Origin of the sequence: Altererythrobacter sp. MTPC7, from assembly GCF_042851395.1 — a bacterium.
GTDB lineage: Bacteria > Pseudomonadota > Alphaproteobacteria > Sphingomonadales > Sphingomonadaceae > CAJXSN01.
Genome location: NZ_BTGS01000013.1, coordinates 26,631 through 42,578, shown reverse-complemented (window position 1 = coordinate 42,578; position 15,948 = coordinate 26,631). Strand labels below are relative to the sequence as shown.

The following is a 15,948-nucleotide window of genomic DNA, read 5'->3' as shown; positions in this document are numbered from 1 at the left end:
GTTCCGTCAGATGATACCGGTTTTCTTGCCTGCCTGTTCGAACATGCCCAGGATCCGTTCCACTTCCTCGTCCGAATGTTCGGCGCATAGCGAGCAGCGAAGCAGGGTCATGTTGGCAGGCGTAGCCGGCGGCCGGGCGAGATTGACGTAAAGCCCCTCGTGCAAAAGAGCCTCCCACATCGCCGCACCCTGCGCGAGATCGGGCATGATGACCGCGATGATCGCGCTTTGGGCTTCCTTCGTACCGATATCGAAGCCGAGATCGCGCAGCCCCTTGTGAAGTCGCTTGGAATTTTCCCACAGATGCGCGCGTTTTGCGGCGCTGTCGTCCTTCAGCTTGCGAATGCTGGTCGCTGCCGTGGCCACCACGCTGGGCGGCAGGGAGGCGGTGAAGACATAGGGCCGGCAGACCAGCCGCATGACTTCGAATTTCCGATGGTTCGACACGCAGAAACCGCCGACCGTCCCGACGCTTTTCGAAAACGTGCCGATGATGAAGTCGACATCGTCCATCACGCCCTGCGCCTCGACCACGCCGCGCCCGTTCTCGCCGATGAAGCCCATCGAATGCGCTTCGTCGACCAGCACCATCGCGCCGTGCTTCTTGGCGACGGCCACCATTTCCTTCAGCGGGGCGACGTCGCCCAGCATGGAATAGACGCCTTCCAGGATCACCAGCTTGCCGGCGCCTTCGGGGATGCGTTTCAGGCGTTTTTCCATCGCCTCGATATCGTTGTGCTTGAACGGCACGATTTCCGCATCGCCCAGCTTGCACCCGTCATAGATCGAGGCGTGGCTGTCGATGTCGAGGATGATGTAATCGCCCTTGCCGGCTATCGTGGAGATGATGCCCAGATTGGCGAGATAGCCGGTGGAAAAGACCATCGCGTGGTCCATCCCGTAAAATTCCTTGAGCGCGTCCTCGCACTCCTTGTGACCCTGATAGGTGCCGTTCAGCACGCGGCTGCCCGTGGTTCCGGTGCCGAAATCCCTCAGCGCCTGCTGGCCCGCCTCGATCACCTGCGGATCGAAGGTCATGCCCATGTAATTGTAGGTGCCCAGCAGGATCGTGTCGCGCCCGTTGCAGATGGCGCGCGTGGGCGAAAGCACCCGTTCCATGACCAGCGCATAGGGATCCTGCTGCCCGGTCGAGAGCAGGTCCTCGCGCATCTTGATCAGCGGATCGAACTTGCTGAAAAGATCCTTCTCGCCGCCTTCGATTTCCTGCGGCTTTTCCGACTGGGCAATGCCTTCGCTCATCTCGGATCAGTCCCGCTGCTTGTGCACGGCATCGACCAGCTGGCCGTAGGTTTCGATTTCCGCCTGCTGGTTCATCGAGATGATAATGTCGAATTCGTCCTCGATCGCGGCGACGAAATCCATGACGGTCAGGCTGTCGAATTCCAGGTCGCCCTGGAACGTCGTGTCTTCCGTGATCGTGACGCCCTTCTTGTTGAAGGGTTCGATCTGCTCGCGAATGCGGCGGTCTGTATCTGCGCGGTCCATAGGGGAGGGTCCTTAATCGCTGTATCCTGCGAGAAGCTGAACGCTTCCCCGGTTAGCGCGTGGCGCTAGCTGCGTTTGCCAGCCTAGTCCATACAGGCCGAGGTCCGAAGGGGCTGCCCCATGCCTGTTCAGTTAGCGTCCGCCGGGACCAGCAGGCGGTCGACCGCCATTCGGAACGGGCCGATCGAGACAGGTTTCGCCAGGTAATCGTTCGCCCCGGCGCTGCGGATCCGTTCCTCGTCGCCCTTTCCGGCATAGGCGGTGACAGCCAGGATCGGCACGGCCGACAGCGCAGCATCGGCGCGTAGCGCGAGGATCAGGTCGAGGCCGGAGATATTGGGCAGCTGGATGTCCATGATGACCAGATCAGGTCCGAATGCGCGCGCGGCCGGCAGCACGCTTTCGCCGTCGGCGCACGGTTCCACCTCGTGACCGCCGGCGCGCAGCACGTCGCAGAACAGCTTGCGATTGAGGTCGTTGTCCTCGACAACGAGGATACGCTTTGCCACTGGTCCGGCCTCCTTCTTCGAAGGTCCCGCACTAGGCGAACCGAAAGGCACCTGACAATCATCCGCCAATCGAAATCACCTGCTTCCGCTCAAGCGGCCGAAACGCTGGCGCTGGGCGCGCTGGGCTGGGTCCTGACCGATCACGACCGGGCCGGGCGGCTGCTTGCGCTGACCGGCCTCACCCCGGATATCCTGCGGGAACGGCTGGCCGAGCGGCAGGTTCAGGCAGCAGTGCTCGAATTCCTCGCGCAGCACGAGCCCGACCTTGTCGGCGCAGCGGAGGCGCTGGGCGTCGAACCGCAGGACCTTATCACCGCCCACCGGACGCTGGCCGGGGCACAGACATTCGATTGAGAGACCACCCATGACCTACAATCCGGACGGCCGACCGCTGGTCATCTCCGACTGCGACGAAGTGCTGCTCTACATGGTCAGCCATTTCCGCGACTGGCTGGACGAGACGCAAGGCATCGCCTTCGACATGGAAGGCAATGATTTCGCCAATGCGCTCAAGCGCAAGGATAGCGGCGAACCGGTGGAGCAGAAGGAAATCTGGCGGCTGCTGAATGCATTCTTCGACACGGAGATGGCGCGGCAGGATCCCATCCCCGGCGCAGTCGAGGCGATTGCCGCGCTGAAGGAGCATGCCGACGTCGTGATCCTGACCAACCTGCTGGACGAGCGCCGCGAGATGCGCGCCGCGCAATTGCAGGCCGTCGGCATCGATGCGAAGGTTTACACCAACCAGGGACCGAAGGGTCCGGCGATTGCCGCCATCCTCGATGAATACCAGCCCAGCCACGCGATCTTCATCGACGACCTGGCGCAGCATCACGGCTCTGCCAAGGAAACGGTGCCCCATGTCACCCGCCTGCATCTGTGCGGCGAACCCGGCCTTGCCCCGCATATCACCTGCGGGGAGAAAGCTGGCCATGCCCATGCCCGGATCGACAGCTGGGACGAGGCCCTGCCCTGGATAATGAACAAATTGAAGGAACCGGCATGAATGTAGAAGCGCGCCTCGAGGAACTGGGCATCGTCCTGCCGGAGGCTGCCGCCCCGGTGGCAAGCTATGTCGCCGTGGTTGTCGAGGACAACATCGCCTATGTCTCGGGCCAGCTGCCTTTCGTCGACGGCGAGCTTGCGACCGGGCGGCTGGGCGAGGATGTCTCGCTGGAGGACGGGCAGGCGGCGGCCCGGGCTTGCGGCCTGATGATCCTGGCGCAGCTCAAGGGTGCGCTCATCCCGCTGGAGCGGGTGAAACGGATCGTGAAGCTGGGCGGCTTCGTCAATTGCACCGCCGATTTCACCGACCAGCCCAAGGTCGTGAACGGCGCATCGGACCTGATGTTCGAAGTGTTCGGCGACCAGGGCCGCCATTCGCGCGCCGCCGTGGGCGTGCCGTCCCTGCCGCTGGGCGCGGCTGTCGAAGTCGATGCGATCATTGCCCTCCACGGCGATTGACAGCTTCCTGGCGCCGTCCCCCGATCCAGAACGGACGGGGTGGCTGGGCCGGTGGACCTACGCCCATCGCGGACTGCACGGGGAAGGGCGGGTGGAAAACGCCCGCGCAGCCTTCGCTGCCGCACTGGAAGCGGGTGTGGGGATCGAATGCGACATCCAGCGCAGCGCCGACGACATCCCGATGGTGTTCCACGACTGGGATTTCAAACGGCTGATCGGCCGCCCCGACCGGACCGAGGCACTGACGGCGGCCGAATGGCGCAAGCTCAGCTATCTGGAGCACGAGGACGCGCCGATGGACCTAACGGAATTGCTCGCCATGGTCGACGGCAAGGTCCCGATCCTGATCGAGATAAAGTCCCGCAGGTCCTACGACGTCGAAACCACCTGCCTGAAAGTCCGCGATGCGCTGGCGGGCTATGACGGCCATCATGCCGTGATGAGCTTCGACCCCCGCGTCCCGCGCTGGCTGCGCCGCCACTCCCCTGAAACGCTACGCGGCCTCGTGATGCGGGAAGACGACAGGGGCTATACGCAAACTGCCTTGTCGCGCCGGATGGCGCTATGGATCGCGAAGCCGGATTTCATGGCCTATCACGTCGATGCGCTGCCCAGCGAATGGGTCGCCGGGTTGAGGGCGCGCGGGATGCCTATCGCGACCTGGACCGTCCGCTCGGCGGCGGAGCGCGAGAGGGCGAGGGCCTGCGCCGATGCGCCGATCTTCGAAGGCGAGCTGCCGGCATGACCGAACTGTCGGCCCGCCTGCTGGGCTCCATCAACGAAGTCGAACCCCGGGCGTGGGACGCTCTCAATAGCTCCGGCAACCCGTTCGTCAGCCACGCCTTCCTGTCGGCCTGCGAGGATTCCGGGTCGATCGGGCCTGGCACCGGCTGGCAGGCCGCGCCGATCGTCATCGAAAGCGGCGCCGCGGATGGCGAGGGCGGCGTGCTACTGGGCGCGATGCCCGCTTACCTTAAGGGCCACAGCCAGGGCGAATATGTCTTCGATCACAGCTGGGCGGATGCCTACGAGCGGGCAGGCGGGCGCTATTATCCCAAGCTCCAGATCGCTGCGCCCTTCACGCCCGCGACCGGGCCGCGCCTGCTTGTGGCAGACGACGCGCTGGCACCGGCGCTGCTGGCCGCTGCGGAGCAATTGTGCGAGCAGAACGGCCTGTCGAGCGCGCATGCGACGTTCATCGAACCCGGGCAATTGCCGCTGTTCGAGGACAATGGCTGGATGCTGCGAAGCGATATCCAGTTCCACTGGCAGAACCGGGATTATGCCGAATTCGACGCCTTCCTCGCCGACCTGGCCAGCCGCAAGCGCAAGGACCTGAGAAAGGAACGGGCAAGGGCGCAGGCGGAGGTCGATATTCGCCATCTGACGGGGGACGACATCTCGCAAGCCGACTGGGATGCGTTCTGGATTTTCTACCAGGACACAGGCGCCCGCAAATGGGGCACGCCCTATCTGACGCGGGAGGCGTTCACCCTGCTGGGCGAGAGGATGGGCGAGGACCTGCTGCTGATCATGGCTTACCGTGACGGAGAGCCGGTCGCCGGCGCGCTGAACGTCATCGGCAAGGACGCGCTATACGGGCGGTACTGGGGCTGCACGCAGCAGATCCCGTTCCTGCATTTCGAGCTATGCTACTACCAAGCCATCGACGCCGCGATCGAGCGCGGACTGTCGCGTGTGGAGGCGGGTGCGCAAGGCGGGCACAAGCTGGCGCGTGGCTATGCGCCGGTCGAGACGTGGTCTGCCCACTGGATCGCCGACCCCGGCTTTCGCGAGGCGGTGGCCGACTTTCTTGCCCGCGAGCGGAAAGGCGTTGCTGCCGACAGGAATTTCCTGGATCGACGAACGCCGTTCCGGAAGGGCGATCAGGCCGCCCCCGGATAGTCAGGCTGCGCGGCGACCCTCGGCCAGCCATTCGCGTGCCTGCCGCTGCGCTTCGGAAATCTCGCGGGCCGACATTTCGTCCGCGATATCGGCGCGGCACCAGCCTGCTTCCTCGTGCCCCTTGGATGCGGCGAGGTTGAACCATTTGTGCGCCTCGATCAGGTCGCAGGCGCAGCCGTGGCTGGCGGTCGAATACATGACGCCGAGATCGTAGAGCGCGTCGACATCCCCCGCCGCTGCATCGGTCAGCGCATTCGCCACGGCCATGTCGGGCTGGGATTCGGTCACCGGCTTTGCGGCATTTTCGATGGTGGTAAACTGCATTCTGGCTGTCCCCCTGTCCTGCGCCGCCCGAAACGAGAAGCGCGACAGCCACGGTTCTTGTCCATCATGGTCAACAAATCGTTAATGCCGGGATTAATGAAACGCGCCGCCCCTGTTCTGCCGCGCTTAAGCCACGGACGCGTAACTGTATTTTCGTATCGTCCATTCCGTGCTTGTGCGGCCTTGGGGCGATCCCTATAGGCCGCGCCATAAAGGTCGCTGGAAAGAGCCGGAAAACCGGACGAGGCGGCCTCGGGTATCGCGGACGAAGCTCTTTATGTGAGGAAGCCATGACCGCTGCGGCGCGCAAGGATAGCGAAGTTCTGGAGGCAGCCCAGCTGGCGTTGGGGCGCGATTACGTGCCGTCCGACGACGAGCCGTACATGAATTCCAACCAGCAGGAATATTTCCGTATCCTGTTACTGGAATGGAAACGCTCCATTCACGATGCCGCCGACGCGACCCTGCAATCCCTTCAGGACGGGCCGATCCGCGAACCCGATCTCAACGACAGGGCGTCCAGCGAGACCGACTGGGGCATCGAGCTGAGGACCCGCGACCGCCAGCGCAAGCTGATTGCGAAGATCGATGCCGCCCTGCGCCGCATCGACGAAGGCGAATACGGCTACTGCGACAAGACGGGCGAACCCATCGGCCTGCGGCGACTGATCGCCCGTCCGGTGGCCACCATGACGGTTGAGGCGCAGGAAGCGCACGAACGGCGTGAAAAGGTTTCGCGCGACACCTGACGAAAATACGTTTTAGCGCTGTTTTCGCAGGCTTTTCGAGAATTATCGCCGCCTCGAAACCGGCTTATTCTTAAAGCTTCATTAGGCTTTTCCGCGATAGGGGCAGACCACTACGGACGAACCGCGGGCACGGTGCCTTGCGGACATACCAGGGAGCACGCAGAGACCATGTCAGGTGTCGATACCCGTCATATCGCTCGCGACAGCCTGTTCCTCATGGCCGATCTCCAGATCGGGGACGGCTCTCCTGCCAGCAAGGTGAAGGTCCGAAACCTGTCCAATGGCGGCATGATGGCCGAATGCGATCCGGCCACTGCATCGCGGGTCCAGGGCGGCACGCATCTTTCTGTCGGACTGCGCAATATCGGCTGGGTCGAAGGAACGGTTGCCTGGGTGCAGGACAACCGCTTCGGCATCGCTTTCTCGCGAGAGATCGATGCGGCGGAGGCGCGCGCACGGCCCGCGAACACCAATGACAGCGACACGCCGCGTTACGTCCGGCCTGCCGGCCTTATGCCTTCCGCCATGGGCGACCCGTCGAAGCTGCGCAAAATCTGAACTGACGAAGGCCCGCCGGGATGCTACCCGTCTCCGGCCCATGCTGCGTCACCTTCTCTCTTTCCTGATCCCCGCTGCCCTGGCGCTGTCGTCCTGTTCCCAGGATGACGGCGGGCCGATCGATATCGTGGTGGTCGAACAGACCGACGACCTGCTGACCGGCGGAATGCGCCTGTCCTACGGGCAGCAGCTGGTGCGAGGCGCGGTGTCCGAAGGACTGGTCACGCTCGATTCGAACGGAGAGACCGTGCCCGCGCTGGCTGAAAGCTGGATCGTGGTCGACGACGGGCGCAGCTTCATCTTCCGGTTGCGGGATACGACATGGGCCGACGGTACGCCGGTCGATGCCGCAAGCGTTCGCGCTGAAATCCTGCGCCAGATCCGCGACCTGGATGGGACGTCGCTCGGCCTCGACCTCGCGCGGGTCAGCGAGATACGGGCGATGACCGGCAGGGTGATCGAAATCCGCCTGTCGCAGCCTATGCCCGCCTTCCTGCAATTGCTGGCCCAGCCGGAGCTTGGCCTGCGGCGGGACGGCAGCGGTATCGGCCCCATGCGCGCCGCGGAGGGTGCGGGCGGGGTGCTGCTGACCGCAGTGCCGCCACAATTGCGGGGCCTGCCGGAAGAACCCGGCTTCAGCGACCGTGCACGGTCGATCCGCATTCGCGCCCTCCCGGCACAAGGGGCGGTCGATGCGTTCTTCGATACCGGGTCCGACCTCGTCGTCGGCGGTACGCTGGCCAGCCTGCCGCTCGCCGAGACCGGCCCCTTGTCGCGCGGCAATGTCCGGCTGGACAGCGCGCTGGGCCTGTTCGGCCTGCAGGTGACCGACCCGGACGGTTTTCTGGCCGATGCAGGCCGCCGGGAGGCACTGTCGATGGCGATCGACCGTCCGACCCTGCTGGCGCCGTTCAATCTATCCGGCTGGCCATCGACCACGCGGATCGTGCCGCCTGCCATGCTCGCCCAGGCCGGGCAGGATGCCGGGTCCACTTTCGCCCCTGCGGAACGCTGGACGGACCTCTCGCTCGAAGTGCGCCGGTCGCGGGCCGCGCGCCGCGTCGCCGACTGGGAAGCGGCAAGCGGGCAGGAGGCAAGCGTTTCCCTCTACCTGCCGCAAGGGCCGGGATCGGACCTTTTGTTCCGCAAGCTGGCACAGGATTTCGCGACCATCGGTGTGGCGAGCGAACGGGCAGCCGACCGGTCCGGGGCAGACCTGGTTCTGGTCGACAGGCTGGCCCGCTATGCCGCTCCGCGCTGGTTCCTCAACCAGTTCCATTGCTCCGTGCGCCGCCAGGGTTGCAGCGCCGCTGCCGATGCCCTGGTGTCCGGGGAGGTCGCGGGCCAGCAAACCCCCGAGACGATGCCGCCGCTGATCGAGGCAGAGGCGCTGCTGGTCGACAGCAACAGCTATATCCCGCTGGGCGCGCCGCTGCGCTGGTCGCTGGTGCGCGGCGGGCTGGAAGGATTTGCAGAGAACCGCTGGGCCACCCATCCCTTGTTCCCCCTCGCGATGGACCCCATCTCGTAAGGAGGAAGGAAAGCGCGATGAACGGCTTTGATGACAGGGACCGGCCCACCATCCGCCCCGCGGGCGAACGGGCCACGGGCAGCACAGAGGGCCGCTTTACGGACGGGCCACAGGTCATGGGACTGGACTTGCCGACCGGGAACGATCCCGCCTCCATCCGCCGCCGGATCGAGGCGATGGAACAGATGCTGGAACGCAGCTTCCGCATTCCGGGCGTGAACTATCCCGTGGGCCTCGATTCGATCATCGGTCTGGTTCCGGTCATCGGCGATTTCGTGACGGCGGCCATGGGTGCCTACATCGTCTGGGAAGCGCGCAATCTGGGTATTCCGAAGTGGAAGTTGTGGCGCATGGGCGGCAATATCGCCTTTGACAGCCTGCTGGGCGCGGTGCCGGTCGTGGGCGACGCCTTCGACCTCGTCTACCGGTCGAACACGCGCAACCTGCGGATCATCAAGAAGCACCTCGACAAGCATCATCCTGCCCAGCGCACCCTTGAGGGCTAAGAACTGCGGGGCTGAGAACTGCGGGCCTGAATGCGTCAGGGCTGACCCTTGCTGTGGTTTGGTATAGGGCCATCGCCATGTCCTCAGACGTTACCTATTCCAGCTATCTCGATCTCGATCGCATCCTTTCAGCGCAGCACCCCGTTTCGGGGGCGCATGACGAGATGCTGTTCATCATCGTCCATCAGGCGAGCGAGCTGTGGCTCAAACTGTGCCTGCACGAGCTGGAGCTGGCGCGGGAGCGCATTGCGGCGGACGATCTTCGCCCCGCCTTCAAGATGCTGGCCCGTGTGGCGCGGGCGCAGGGCCAGCTCATTCAGAGCTGGGACGTGCTGAGCACGATGACCCCGCACGATTACTCCACGGTGCGCCCGCATCTGGGCGGGTCGAGCGGGTTCCAGAGCGCGCAGTACCGGATGATGGAATTCCTGCTGGGTGGGCGCAAACCCGGGCATGTGACCATGCACGAGGCAACGCCCGACGTCGCCGAAGAACTGCGGGCGGAATTGCGGCGGCCCAGCATCTATGCCGAGACGGTCGCGCTGCTGGCGCGGCGCGGGTTCGCCATTGCTGCAGACGTGCTGGAACGCCCGCTCGATGCGCCGTGGGAGCATGCGCCCAGCGTCGAGGCGGCGTGGGCGGATATCTACCGCGATCCGCAGACGCATTGGGACCTCTACGAGCTGGCCGAAAAGCTGGTCGATCTGGAATACCATTTCCAGCGCTGGCGCTTTGGCCATTTGAAGACGGTCGAGCGGATCATCGGCTTCAAGCAGGGCACCGGCGGAACGCCCGGCGTGCCCTACCTGGCGGGCGTGCTGAAGGCCGCATTTTTCCCCGAATTGCTGAGCGTGAGGACGGCGATATGAGTTCATGGAAAAGCCAGCGGCGCATTTGGGATATCAGCCAGGTCCTGCGCCCCTCTAATGAAAAAGGGGGCCTGCCCGTCTGGCCGGGCGACACCGATTTCGCTTTCGAACGCACATGGCGGATGGACGACGGCTCGCCGGTCAATGTCGGGCGGATGACGATGAGCACGCATTCCGGCACCCATGCCGATGCGCCGCTGCATTACGACGCCGACGGTCTGGACGCGGCGAGCATGGCGCTCGATCCATTCATAGGCGAGTGCCTGGTGGTCGATGCGCGCGGCGTCTCGGGCGAAATCGACGTCGCCGACCTGCCGCATATCGAAAGCGCGGACCGCGTACTGTTCCGCCAATGGGACGCCTTCCCACACGAGGAATGGCGCAGCGACTGGCTGCCGATCGCGGCGGAGACGGTCGCATGGCTCGCGTTGCAGGGCGTGAAGCTGATCGGCACCGATGCGCCGAGCGTCGACCCTCAGGACAGCAAGACGATGGACGCGCACAAGGCGGTGGCGAAGCACGACATGCGTATCCTCGAAGGTCTGGTGCTCGATGACGTATCGGAGGGGCGATACGAGCTGATCGCCCTGCCGTTGAAGGTCGGTGGCGGCGATGCGGGGCTCACCCGCGCGATACTGCGGGAACTGCCATGAACATCCTCGACCCCATGCTGGAGCGGGCGCGCGAAATGGATGCGGCGGACCCGCTGGCGCAATATCGCGACCGGTTCGAGCTGCCCGAAGGCGTGATCTATCTCGACGGCAATTCGCTTGGCGCGTTGCCGAAGGCGACACCTGCGCGGCTGGAACGGGTGGTCCGCGAAGAATGGGGCGGCGACCTTATCAAATCGTGGAATACGGCTGACTGGATCAGCCTTCCCCAGCGCGTCGGCGGCAAGATCGCCCCGCTGATCGGGGCCGAGGCGCACGAGGTGATCGTGGCCGACAGCGTGTCCGTGAACCTGTTCAAGCTGATCTCGGCGGCGCTGGCGATGCAATCGGGCCGCAAGGTGATCCTGAGCGAACCGGGCAACTTCCCGACCGATCTTTACATGATCCAGGGGCTGGAGAAGCAGGGCCTCGCAGAGCAGCGGCTGGCGGATCGCGATGCGATTGTCGATGCGCTGGATGACGACGTCGCGCTGCTGCTGCTGACCCACGTCCATTACAAGACCGGCCAGAAATACGACATGGCCGCGCTGACCAAGGCCGCGCACGAGGCGGGCGCGCTGGTTCTGTGGGACCTCTCGCACACCGGCGGGGCGATGCCGGTCGCGCTGAACGACTGCGAAGCCGATTTCGCGGTCGGCTGCGGCTATAAGTACTTGAATGGCGGACCGGGCGCGCCAGCCTACGCTTTCGTCGCCGAGCGGCATCACGAGCGGCTGGAGCAACCGCTCAGCGGCTGGATGGGCCACGCCCAGCCCTTCGCGTTCGACGACGCTTACCAGCCCGCCCCCGGCACCCAACGCCTGCTGTGCGGCACCGCCCCGATTCTTAGCGTCGCGGCGCTGGAGGAGGGCGTGGACCTCGTCGCCGAGATCGGTGTCGACCGGCTTTGGGAGAAGTCGCAGGCGCTGAGCGGTTTCCTGCTGGAATGCCTGTCCGAAGCCGGCGTTTCGCTCGACCTCGTCAGTCCCAACGACCCGTCGAAGCGCGGCAGCCAGCTAAGCTTCCGCCACGAGAACGCCTACGCCCTGTGCCAGGCCCTGATCGCCCGTGGCGTTATCGGAGATTTCCGCGCGCCCGACGTCCTGCGACTGGGTTTCGCCCCCGCCTACCTGCGTTTCGGAGACATAGCCGAAACCGCGCGGCACCTGGCCGAAGTACTGGAAAGCGGGGAATGGCAGCGCCCGGAATTCAGCGAGCGGGCGGCGGTGACTTAAGGCTGTTGTGTTTTGCGCGAGTACCAGCCCGTCAGTGCGATCAATAACCAAAGCACCGCGTGGGCAAGAAACCCCGCCTCTACGAAGATCGCATCGGAGATGAACCAGATTATCGCGTAAGCTGTCATCAAGGTGGCGACAGGAAGCCACCATTGCAAACGGACAATCCGCATTGTGAGAGCGATGATCGCTCCGAGCCAGAAGACGACCCGGAGTGTCAGGTTGGCCGGCTCGTTAAAGCTCCAAATGTGGTGGATTTCAAATAGCAGGCAGCACAGGGCTAAGAGGGCCGTGACTGCCACGTCGCCTAAATGTCCCCTCACTCCTCCAGCTCGATGTCCCAGTAGAGCCAGTCTCTCCACGTTTCGTGGAGGTAGTTCGGCGGGAAGCTCTTGCCGTATTGCTGCAACTGCCAGCTCGTTGGGCGGATCGGCTGGCTGGCGAGGTGCATATGCGCCTGCCGAGGCGTGCGCCCGCCCTTCTTCATGTTGCACGGCGCGCAGGCGGTGGCGATGTTCTCCCACGTCGTCTTGCCGCCGAGCCGGCGCGGGATCACGTGGTCGAAGGTCAGCGTATCGGGGCTGCCGCAATACTGGCAGGCGAACCGGTCGCGCAGGAACAGGTTGAAGCGGGTGAAGGCCGGGAATTCGGAATGCTTCACATATTGCTTCAGCGCGATCACGCTGGGTATCGCCATGTCGAGCGAGGGGGAGTGCACTTCCCGGTCGTAGCTTTCGACGATGGTCACGCGGTCGAGGAACACCGCCTTGATTGCGGTCTGCCAGGGCCACAGGCTCAGCGGATAATAGGAAAGCGGGGTGTAATCCGCGTTCAGCACCAGTGCCGGGCAAGCCGACAGATTTCGTGTCGGATCGTCGTCGGCGCTCCTGAACCGCGCCGCGGTTTCGATCATCTCGGCCCTAAACATAGGCTGTGAACACGTCTCGCGTCCCTCCCGAATTGATACGAACATCCCTAATCAGACAAAAGCGTCAAGCCCGTGACACAGGTTATATCCATGCTTTTGCCCTGCAAAACCTGCCCCTTGGGCCCTGCACTGGTGTAAGGGGCCCCCATGACCGTCACCCGCTTCGCCCCCAGTCCCAATGGACCGCTGCACTGGGGCCATGCCTACAGCGCGATTGTCGCGCACGACCTGGCGCGGCAGGCAGGCGGGCGTTTCCTGCTCAGGATAGAGGATATCGACGGGCCGCGATCGCGCCCGGAACTGGCGGACGAATTCCGCCGCGACCTGGAATGGCTGGGGCTGGAATGGGAGGAGGTGCCGGCGCAGGGCACGCGCGGGGCCAGCTACATCCTCGCAGCCCAGCGGCTGAGAGACGCCGGCCTGCTTTATCCCTGCACCTGCACCCGCGCCGAGGTAGCCGAGGCCGCTTCGACCATCGGTCCGGAGGGTCCGGTCTATCCCGGAACCTGTCGCGGACGCTCCGATGTCGGGGAAGAGGGAGGGGCATGGCGGCTCGATGTGCGCCGCGCGCTGGACCTGACCGGCCCGCTTACATGGCACGATGCGCTGGCAGGCGAGCAGGCCGCCGACCCGCTTTCGATCGGCGACCCCGTGCTGGTGCGAAAGGACCTGCCGGCCAGCTATCACCTCGCCGTGACGCTGGACGATGCCGCCGACGGCGTCACGCTGGTCATGCGCGGGCGCGACCTGTTTGCCGCCACCCATGTCCACCGGCTGCTGCAGGCGGTGCTGGGCCTGCCCGTGCCGCGGTGGCATCACCACGCCCTGCTGCTGGACGAAGACGGCCGCAAGCTCGCCAAGCGGCGCAGATCGAAAGCGCTGTCGGATCACCGGGAGGCGGGCGAAAACGGCCTCGCCTGGGCGGAAAAGGTCCGTATGGGCAAATGGCCGTGTGGAAATCGGCTGGAAAAGGACTAGATACCACCCATGCAAACGATCCTCATCATCGCCATCGTCATTCTCGCCCTGCTGGTCGTCGTATCGCTGGTGCGCGGGATCATCGCCTTCATGAAAAGCACGAAGGTCGATCTGGAAAGCGGACAGGTGGACCAGGTGTCGGAAATGCAGCTGATGCAGAACAAGATGATGTTCAACCGCATCAAGTACCAGGCGCTGGCCATCGTGGTGGTGGCAATACTCCTCGCGATTTCCCAGTAACGTCGCTAGGGCGGGCCGCATGGTCAAGCTCAACAGGATCTACACCCGCACCGGAGACGACGGCACCACCGGTCTCGTCGACGGGTCTCGCCGCGCGAAGCACGATCCGCGCATGGAAGCGATCGGGCTGGTGGACGAGGCGAACAGCGCCATCGGCCTCGCGGCCGCCGCGCTGGATGACGGCGAGAATGCTGCAACGCTGTTCCGCATCCAGAACGACATGTTCGACCTAGGCGCCGATATCGCGACACCGGGTGAGGATTTCGAACCGGGCGAGATGACGCTTCGCATGGTGGCATCGCAGACCCAGTGGCTGGAGACGCAGATCGACGCCCTGAACGATCGGCTGGAGCCGCTGGCCAGCTTCGTCCTTCCGGGCGGAAGCGAAGCGGCGGCCCGCGTCCATGTCGCCCGCGCCTCCACCCGCGCAGCCGAACGCGGCGTTGCCGCTCTCGCCGATGCAGAACCGGTCAATCCGGCGGCGCTGAGCTATATCAACCGCTTGTCCGACCTGCTTTTCGTGATGGCCCGGGTGCTGAACGACGATGGGCGCGCTGACGTGAATTGGGTGCCGGGTCAGAACCGGTAAGGCGCGTAATGCCTCTGCGGTAGCTTTCCGTGTGAGACACCGCTAACAGCGCCTCTTTGCTGCAACTGCGAAGAGACGGATATCATTATGCAGACCATTGGCGTGATCGGGGCCGGACAGATGGGGTCGGGCATTGCCCAGACCGTGGCACAGCACGGGAAGAAGGTGCTGCTGGCCGATATCGATCTCGCCACTGCGGAAGCCTCGCTCAAGAAAATCGATGCCGCCCTGGGCAAGCTGGTCGGCCGGGGCAAGATGGAAGTCGCCGATGCCGAGGCGCTGCTCGCCCGGATCGAGCCGGTCGGCGATTATTCGCCGATGGCGGAGGCCGACATGATCATCGAGGCCGCGACCGAGAAAGAGCCGATCAAGCAGGCGATCTTCGAGAAGGCGAGCGAAGTCCTGTCGCAAGGCGCGATCATGGCCTCCAACACCAGTTCCATCCCGATTACCCGGATGGCGAACTTCTCGCCCGATCCGGCACGCTTCATCGGCCTGCATTTCTTCAACCCGGTCCCCGTGATGGGCCTGATCGAAGTCATCCCGGGCCTCGCTACGGCGAAGGACGTGACCGATCGCACGATCGCCTTTGCAGAAGGTCTGGGCAAGGAAGTCGTGCTGTCGCAGGACGAGCCCGGCTTCGTCGTCAACCGCATCCTGCTGCCGATGATCAACGAGGCGGTCTTCGTGCTGGGCCAGTCCACCGCCAGCATCGAAGATATCGACAAGGGGTGCCGCCTTGGCCTGAACCACCCGATGGGTCCGCTGCAACTGGCCGATTTCGTCGGGCTCGATACCTGCCTCGACATCATCAAGGTGCTCTACAAGACCACGCGCGACACGAAGTATCGCCCAGCTCCGCTGCTGGTGAAATATGTCGAGGCCGGATGGCTCGGCCGCAAGACAGGCCGGGGCTTTTACGACTATTCCGGTGAAGCGCCCGTCGCCACGCGGTAGGAACGGGTGGGGGCCATGCCCGTTGGTCATGCAAAGGAGATTTCCGGCATGACCGATACGAACAAGACAACCCCCGACGTTGGCGAAAGCAAGGAAGAGCGGATGGCGAACCTTGCCCCTGAAAACCACAATGACGAGCAGGACGACCATCGCAACCAGGCGCAGGAAGTCGCCCGCGAAGCACAGCAGACGACCCGCGAAACCGGCAGCCCGACCGAAAGCACGAAAAGCGACAACAGCTCAGGCCTGATGGGCGATTCGACGCAGGACACGGTCGATCACATGCGCGACATGGAAAGTTCGGGCCGGGTCGACATGAACGCCTACAAGGGCGAGCCGAACCATGACGACAATGTCGACAAGTATGGCAAGGCGGCCAAGCCTGATGGCCTGCGTGGCGACGGCACCTGATTTGAACTGATCAATCCTGTTTCAGGCGGCGGCTGGTCT

Annotated in this window: 23 protein-coding genes; 17 read left to right on the top strand and 6 right to left on the bottom strand. The window is 64.3% G+C overall.

Going from position 1 to position 15,948, the window contains the following annotated elements; translation table 11 throughout:
- Positions 1-6 precede the first annotated feature (6 nt).
- From spt to ACGHJ7_RS11755, 3 genes are all read right to left on the bottom strand, one after another.
- Positions 7-1,260, bottom strand: a complete 1,254-nt coding sequence (gene spt, locus ACGHJ7_RS11765) for a serine palmitoyltransferase (RefSeq protein WP_390477812.1) — start codon at positions 1,258-1,260, stop codon at positions 7-9.
- 6 nt (positions 1,261-1,266) lie between these two features.
- The gene (locus ACGHJ7_RS11760) at positions 1,267-1,506 is read right to left on the bottom strand and encodes an acyl carrier protein (RefSeq protein ID WP_390477809.1); all 240 of its coding nucleotides are present in this window, start codon (positions 1,504-1,506) and stop codon (positions 1,267-1,269) included.
- 128 nt (positions 1,507-1,634) lie between these two features.
- Positions 1,635-2,015 carry a response regulator gene (locus ACGHJ7_RS11755; RefSeq protein ID WP_390477806.1) on the bottom strand — a complete coding sequence of 127 codons (381 nt, stop codon included), beginning with the start codon at positions 2,013-2,015 and terminating at the stop codon, positions 1,635-1,637.
- Here ACGHJ7_RS11755 and ACGHJ7_RS11750 point away from each other — a divergent pair.
- The 5 genes from ACGHJ7_RS11750 to ACGHJ7_RS11730 are packed head-to-tail and all read left to right on the top strand — an operon-like array spanning position 1,935 to position 5,384.
- On the top strand, positions 1,935-2,369 hold the full coding sequence (locus ACGHJ7_RS11750) for a DUF3572 domain-containing protein (RefSeq protein WP_390477803.1): 435 nt from the start codon (positions 1,935-1,937) through the stop codon (positions 2,367-2,369). The two genes, ACGHJ7_RS11755 and ACGHJ7_RS11750, sit on opposite strands and share 81 nt — an antisense overlap.
- A gap of 10 nt (positions 2,370-2,379) precedes the next feature.
- Positions 2,380-3,021 (top strand): HAD family hydrolase, encoded by a 642-nt coding sequence (locus tag ACGHJ7_RS11745; protein WP_390477800.1) that lies wholly within the window; start codon positions 2,380-2,382, stop codon positions 3,019-3,021.
- Positions 3,018-3,479, top strand: coding sequence for a RidA family protein (locus tag ACGHJ7_RS11740; RefSeq protein ID WP_390477797.1), 462 nt, complete (start codon positions 3,018-3,020; stop codon positions 3,477-3,479). Before ACGHJ7_RS11745 ends, ACGHJ7_RS11740 begins: the two co-directional genes overlap by 4 nt.
- Complete coding sequence (locus ACGHJ7_RS11735) at positions 3,451-4,224, top strand: glycerophosphodiester phosphodiesterase family protein (protein WP_390477793.1); 774 nt, start codon at positions 3,451-3,453, stop codon at positions 4,222-4,224. Before ACGHJ7_RS11740 ends, ACGHJ7_RS11735 begins: the two co-directional genes overlap by 29 nt.
- The gene (locus ACGHJ7_RS11730; protein ID WP_390477790.1) at positions 4,221-5,384 is read left to right on the top strand and encodes a GNAT family N-acetyltransferase; all 1,164 of its coding nucleotides are present in this window, start codon (positions 4,221-4,223) and stop codon (positions 5,382-5,384) included. Before ACGHJ7_RS11735 ends, ACGHJ7_RS11730 begins: the two co-directional genes overlap by 4 nt.
- Here the strand turns inward: ACGHJ7_RS11730 and ACGHJ7_RS11725 are convergent, their stop codons facing one another.
- Positions 5,385-5,708 carry a hypothetical protein gene (locus tag ACGHJ7_RS11725; RefSeq protein WP_390477788.1) on the bottom strand — a complete coding sequence of 108 codons (324 nt, stop codon included), beginning with the start codon at positions 5,706-5,708 and terminating at the stop codon, positions 5,385-5,387.
- 290 nt (positions 5,709-5,998) lie between these two features.
- Between ACGHJ7_RS11725 and dksA the strand changes: the two genes are divergently transcribed.
- The 7 genes from dksA to kynU all read left to right on the top strand — a co-directional run bounded on the left by dksA (position 5,999) and on the right by kynU (position 11,806).
- Positions 5,999-6,457, top strand: coding sequence for an RNA polymerase-binding protein DksA (gene dksA / locus ACGHJ7_RS11720; protein WP_390477786.1), 459 nt, complete (start codon positions 5,999-6,001; stop codon positions 6,455-6,457).
- Positions 6,458-6,625: 168 nt separating this feature from the next.
- Positions 6,626-7,015, top strand: a complete 390-nt coding sequence (locus ACGHJ7_RS11715) for a PilZ domain-containing protein (protein ID WP_390477783.1) — start codon at positions 6,626-6,628, stop codon at positions 7,013-7,015.
- A 40-nt stretch (positions 7,016-7,055) separates the two neighbouring features.
- On the top strand, positions 7,056-8,546 hold the full coding sequence (locus ACGHJ7_RS11710) for an ABC transporter substrate-binding protein (RefSeq protein WP_390477780.1): 1,491 nt from the start codon (positions 7,056-7,058) through the stop codon (positions 8,544-8,546).
- 116 nt (positions 8,547-8,662) lie between these two features.
- Positions 8,663-9,052 carry a DUF4112 domain-containing protein gene (locus tag ACGHJ7_RS11705; protein ID WP_390477942.1) on the top strand — a complete coding sequence of 130 codons (390 nt, stop codon included), beginning with the start codon at positions 8,663-8,665 and terminating at the stop codon, positions 9,050-9,052.
- 77 nt (positions 9,053-9,129) lie between these two features.
- On the top strand, positions 9,130-9,921 hold the full coding sequence (locus tag ACGHJ7_RS11700) for a tryptophan 2,3-dioxygenase (RefSeq protein ID WP_390477778.1): 792 nt from the start codon (positions 9,130-9,132) through the stop codon (positions 9,919-9,921).
- Complete coding sequence (gene kynB, locus ACGHJ7_RS11695; protein WP_390477775.1) at positions 9,918-10,574, top strand: arylformamidase; 657 nt, start codon at positions 9,918-9,920, stop codon at positions 10,572-10,574. Before ACGHJ7_RS11700 ends, kynB begins: the two co-directional genes overlap by 4 nt.
- A 14-nt stretch (positions 10,575-10,588) precedes the next feature.
- On the top strand, positions 10,589-11,806 hold the full coding sequence (gene kynU / locus ACGHJ7_RS11690; RefSeq protein ID WP_390477940.1) for a kynureninase: 1,218 nt from the start codon (positions 10,589-10,591) through the stop codon (positions 11,804-11,806).
- Here the strand turns inward: kynU and ACGHJ7_RS11685 are convergent.
- Both ACGHJ7_RS11685 and ACGHJ7_RS11680 read right to left on the bottom strand, forming a co-directional pair.
- A complete protein-coding gene (locus tag ACGHJ7_RS11685) occupies positions 11,803-12,108 on the bottom strand; it encodes a hypothetical protein (protein WP_390477772.1) in 306 nt (101 codons plus the stop codon). The two genes, kynU and ACGHJ7_RS11685, sit on opposite strands and share 4 nt — an antisense overlap.
- A 17-nt stretch (positions 12,109-12,125) precedes the next feature.
- Entirely contained in the window at positions 12,126-12,734 is a 609-nt protein-coding gene (locus tag ACGHJ7_RS11680) for an HNH endonuclease (protein WP_390477769.1), read from the bottom strand.
- A gap of 147 nt (positions 12,735-12,881) precedes the next feature.
- Between ACGHJ7_RS11680 and gluQRS the strand changes: the two genes are divergently transcribed.
- The 5 genes from gluQRS to ACGHJ7_RS11655 all read left to right on the top strand — a co-directional run bounded on the left by gluQRS (position 12,882) and on the right by ACGHJ7_RS11655 (position 15,909).
- Positions 12,882-13,712, top strand: coding sequence for a tRNA glutamyl-Q(34) synthetase GluQRS (gene gluQRS, locus ACGHJ7_RS11675; protein ID WP_390477766.1), 831 nt, complete (start codon positions 12,882-12,884; stop codon positions 13,710-13,712).
- 9 nt (positions 13,713-13,721) lie between these two features.
- A complete protein-coding gene (locus ACGHJ7_RS11670) occupies positions 13,722-13,952 on the top strand; it encodes a hypothetical protein (RefSeq protein WP_390477763.1) in 231 nt (76 codons plus the stop codon).
- A gap of 19 nt (positions 13,953-13,971) precedes the next feature.
- Entirely contained in the window at positions 13,972-14,541 is a 570-nt protein-coding gene (locus ACGHJ7_RS11665) for a cob(I)yrinic acid a,c-diamide adenosyltransferase (protein ID WP_390477761.1), read from the top strand.
- Between the two features lie 87 nt (positions 14,542-14,628).
- A complete protein-coding gene (locus ACGHJ7_RS11660) occupies positions 14,629-15,498 on the top strand; it encodes a 3-hydroxyacyl-CoA dehydrogenase family protein (RefSeq protein ID WP_390477758.1) in 870 nt (289 codons plus the stop codon).
- A gap of 48 nt (positions 15,499-15,546) precedes the next feature.
- On the top strand, positions 15,547-15,909 hold the full coding sequence (locus ACGHJ7_RS11655; RefSeq protein ID WP_390477756.1) for a hypothetical protein: 363 nt from the start codon (positions 15,547-15,549) through the stop codon (positions 15,907-15,909).
- Positions 15,910-15,948: the final 39 nt, after the last annotated feature.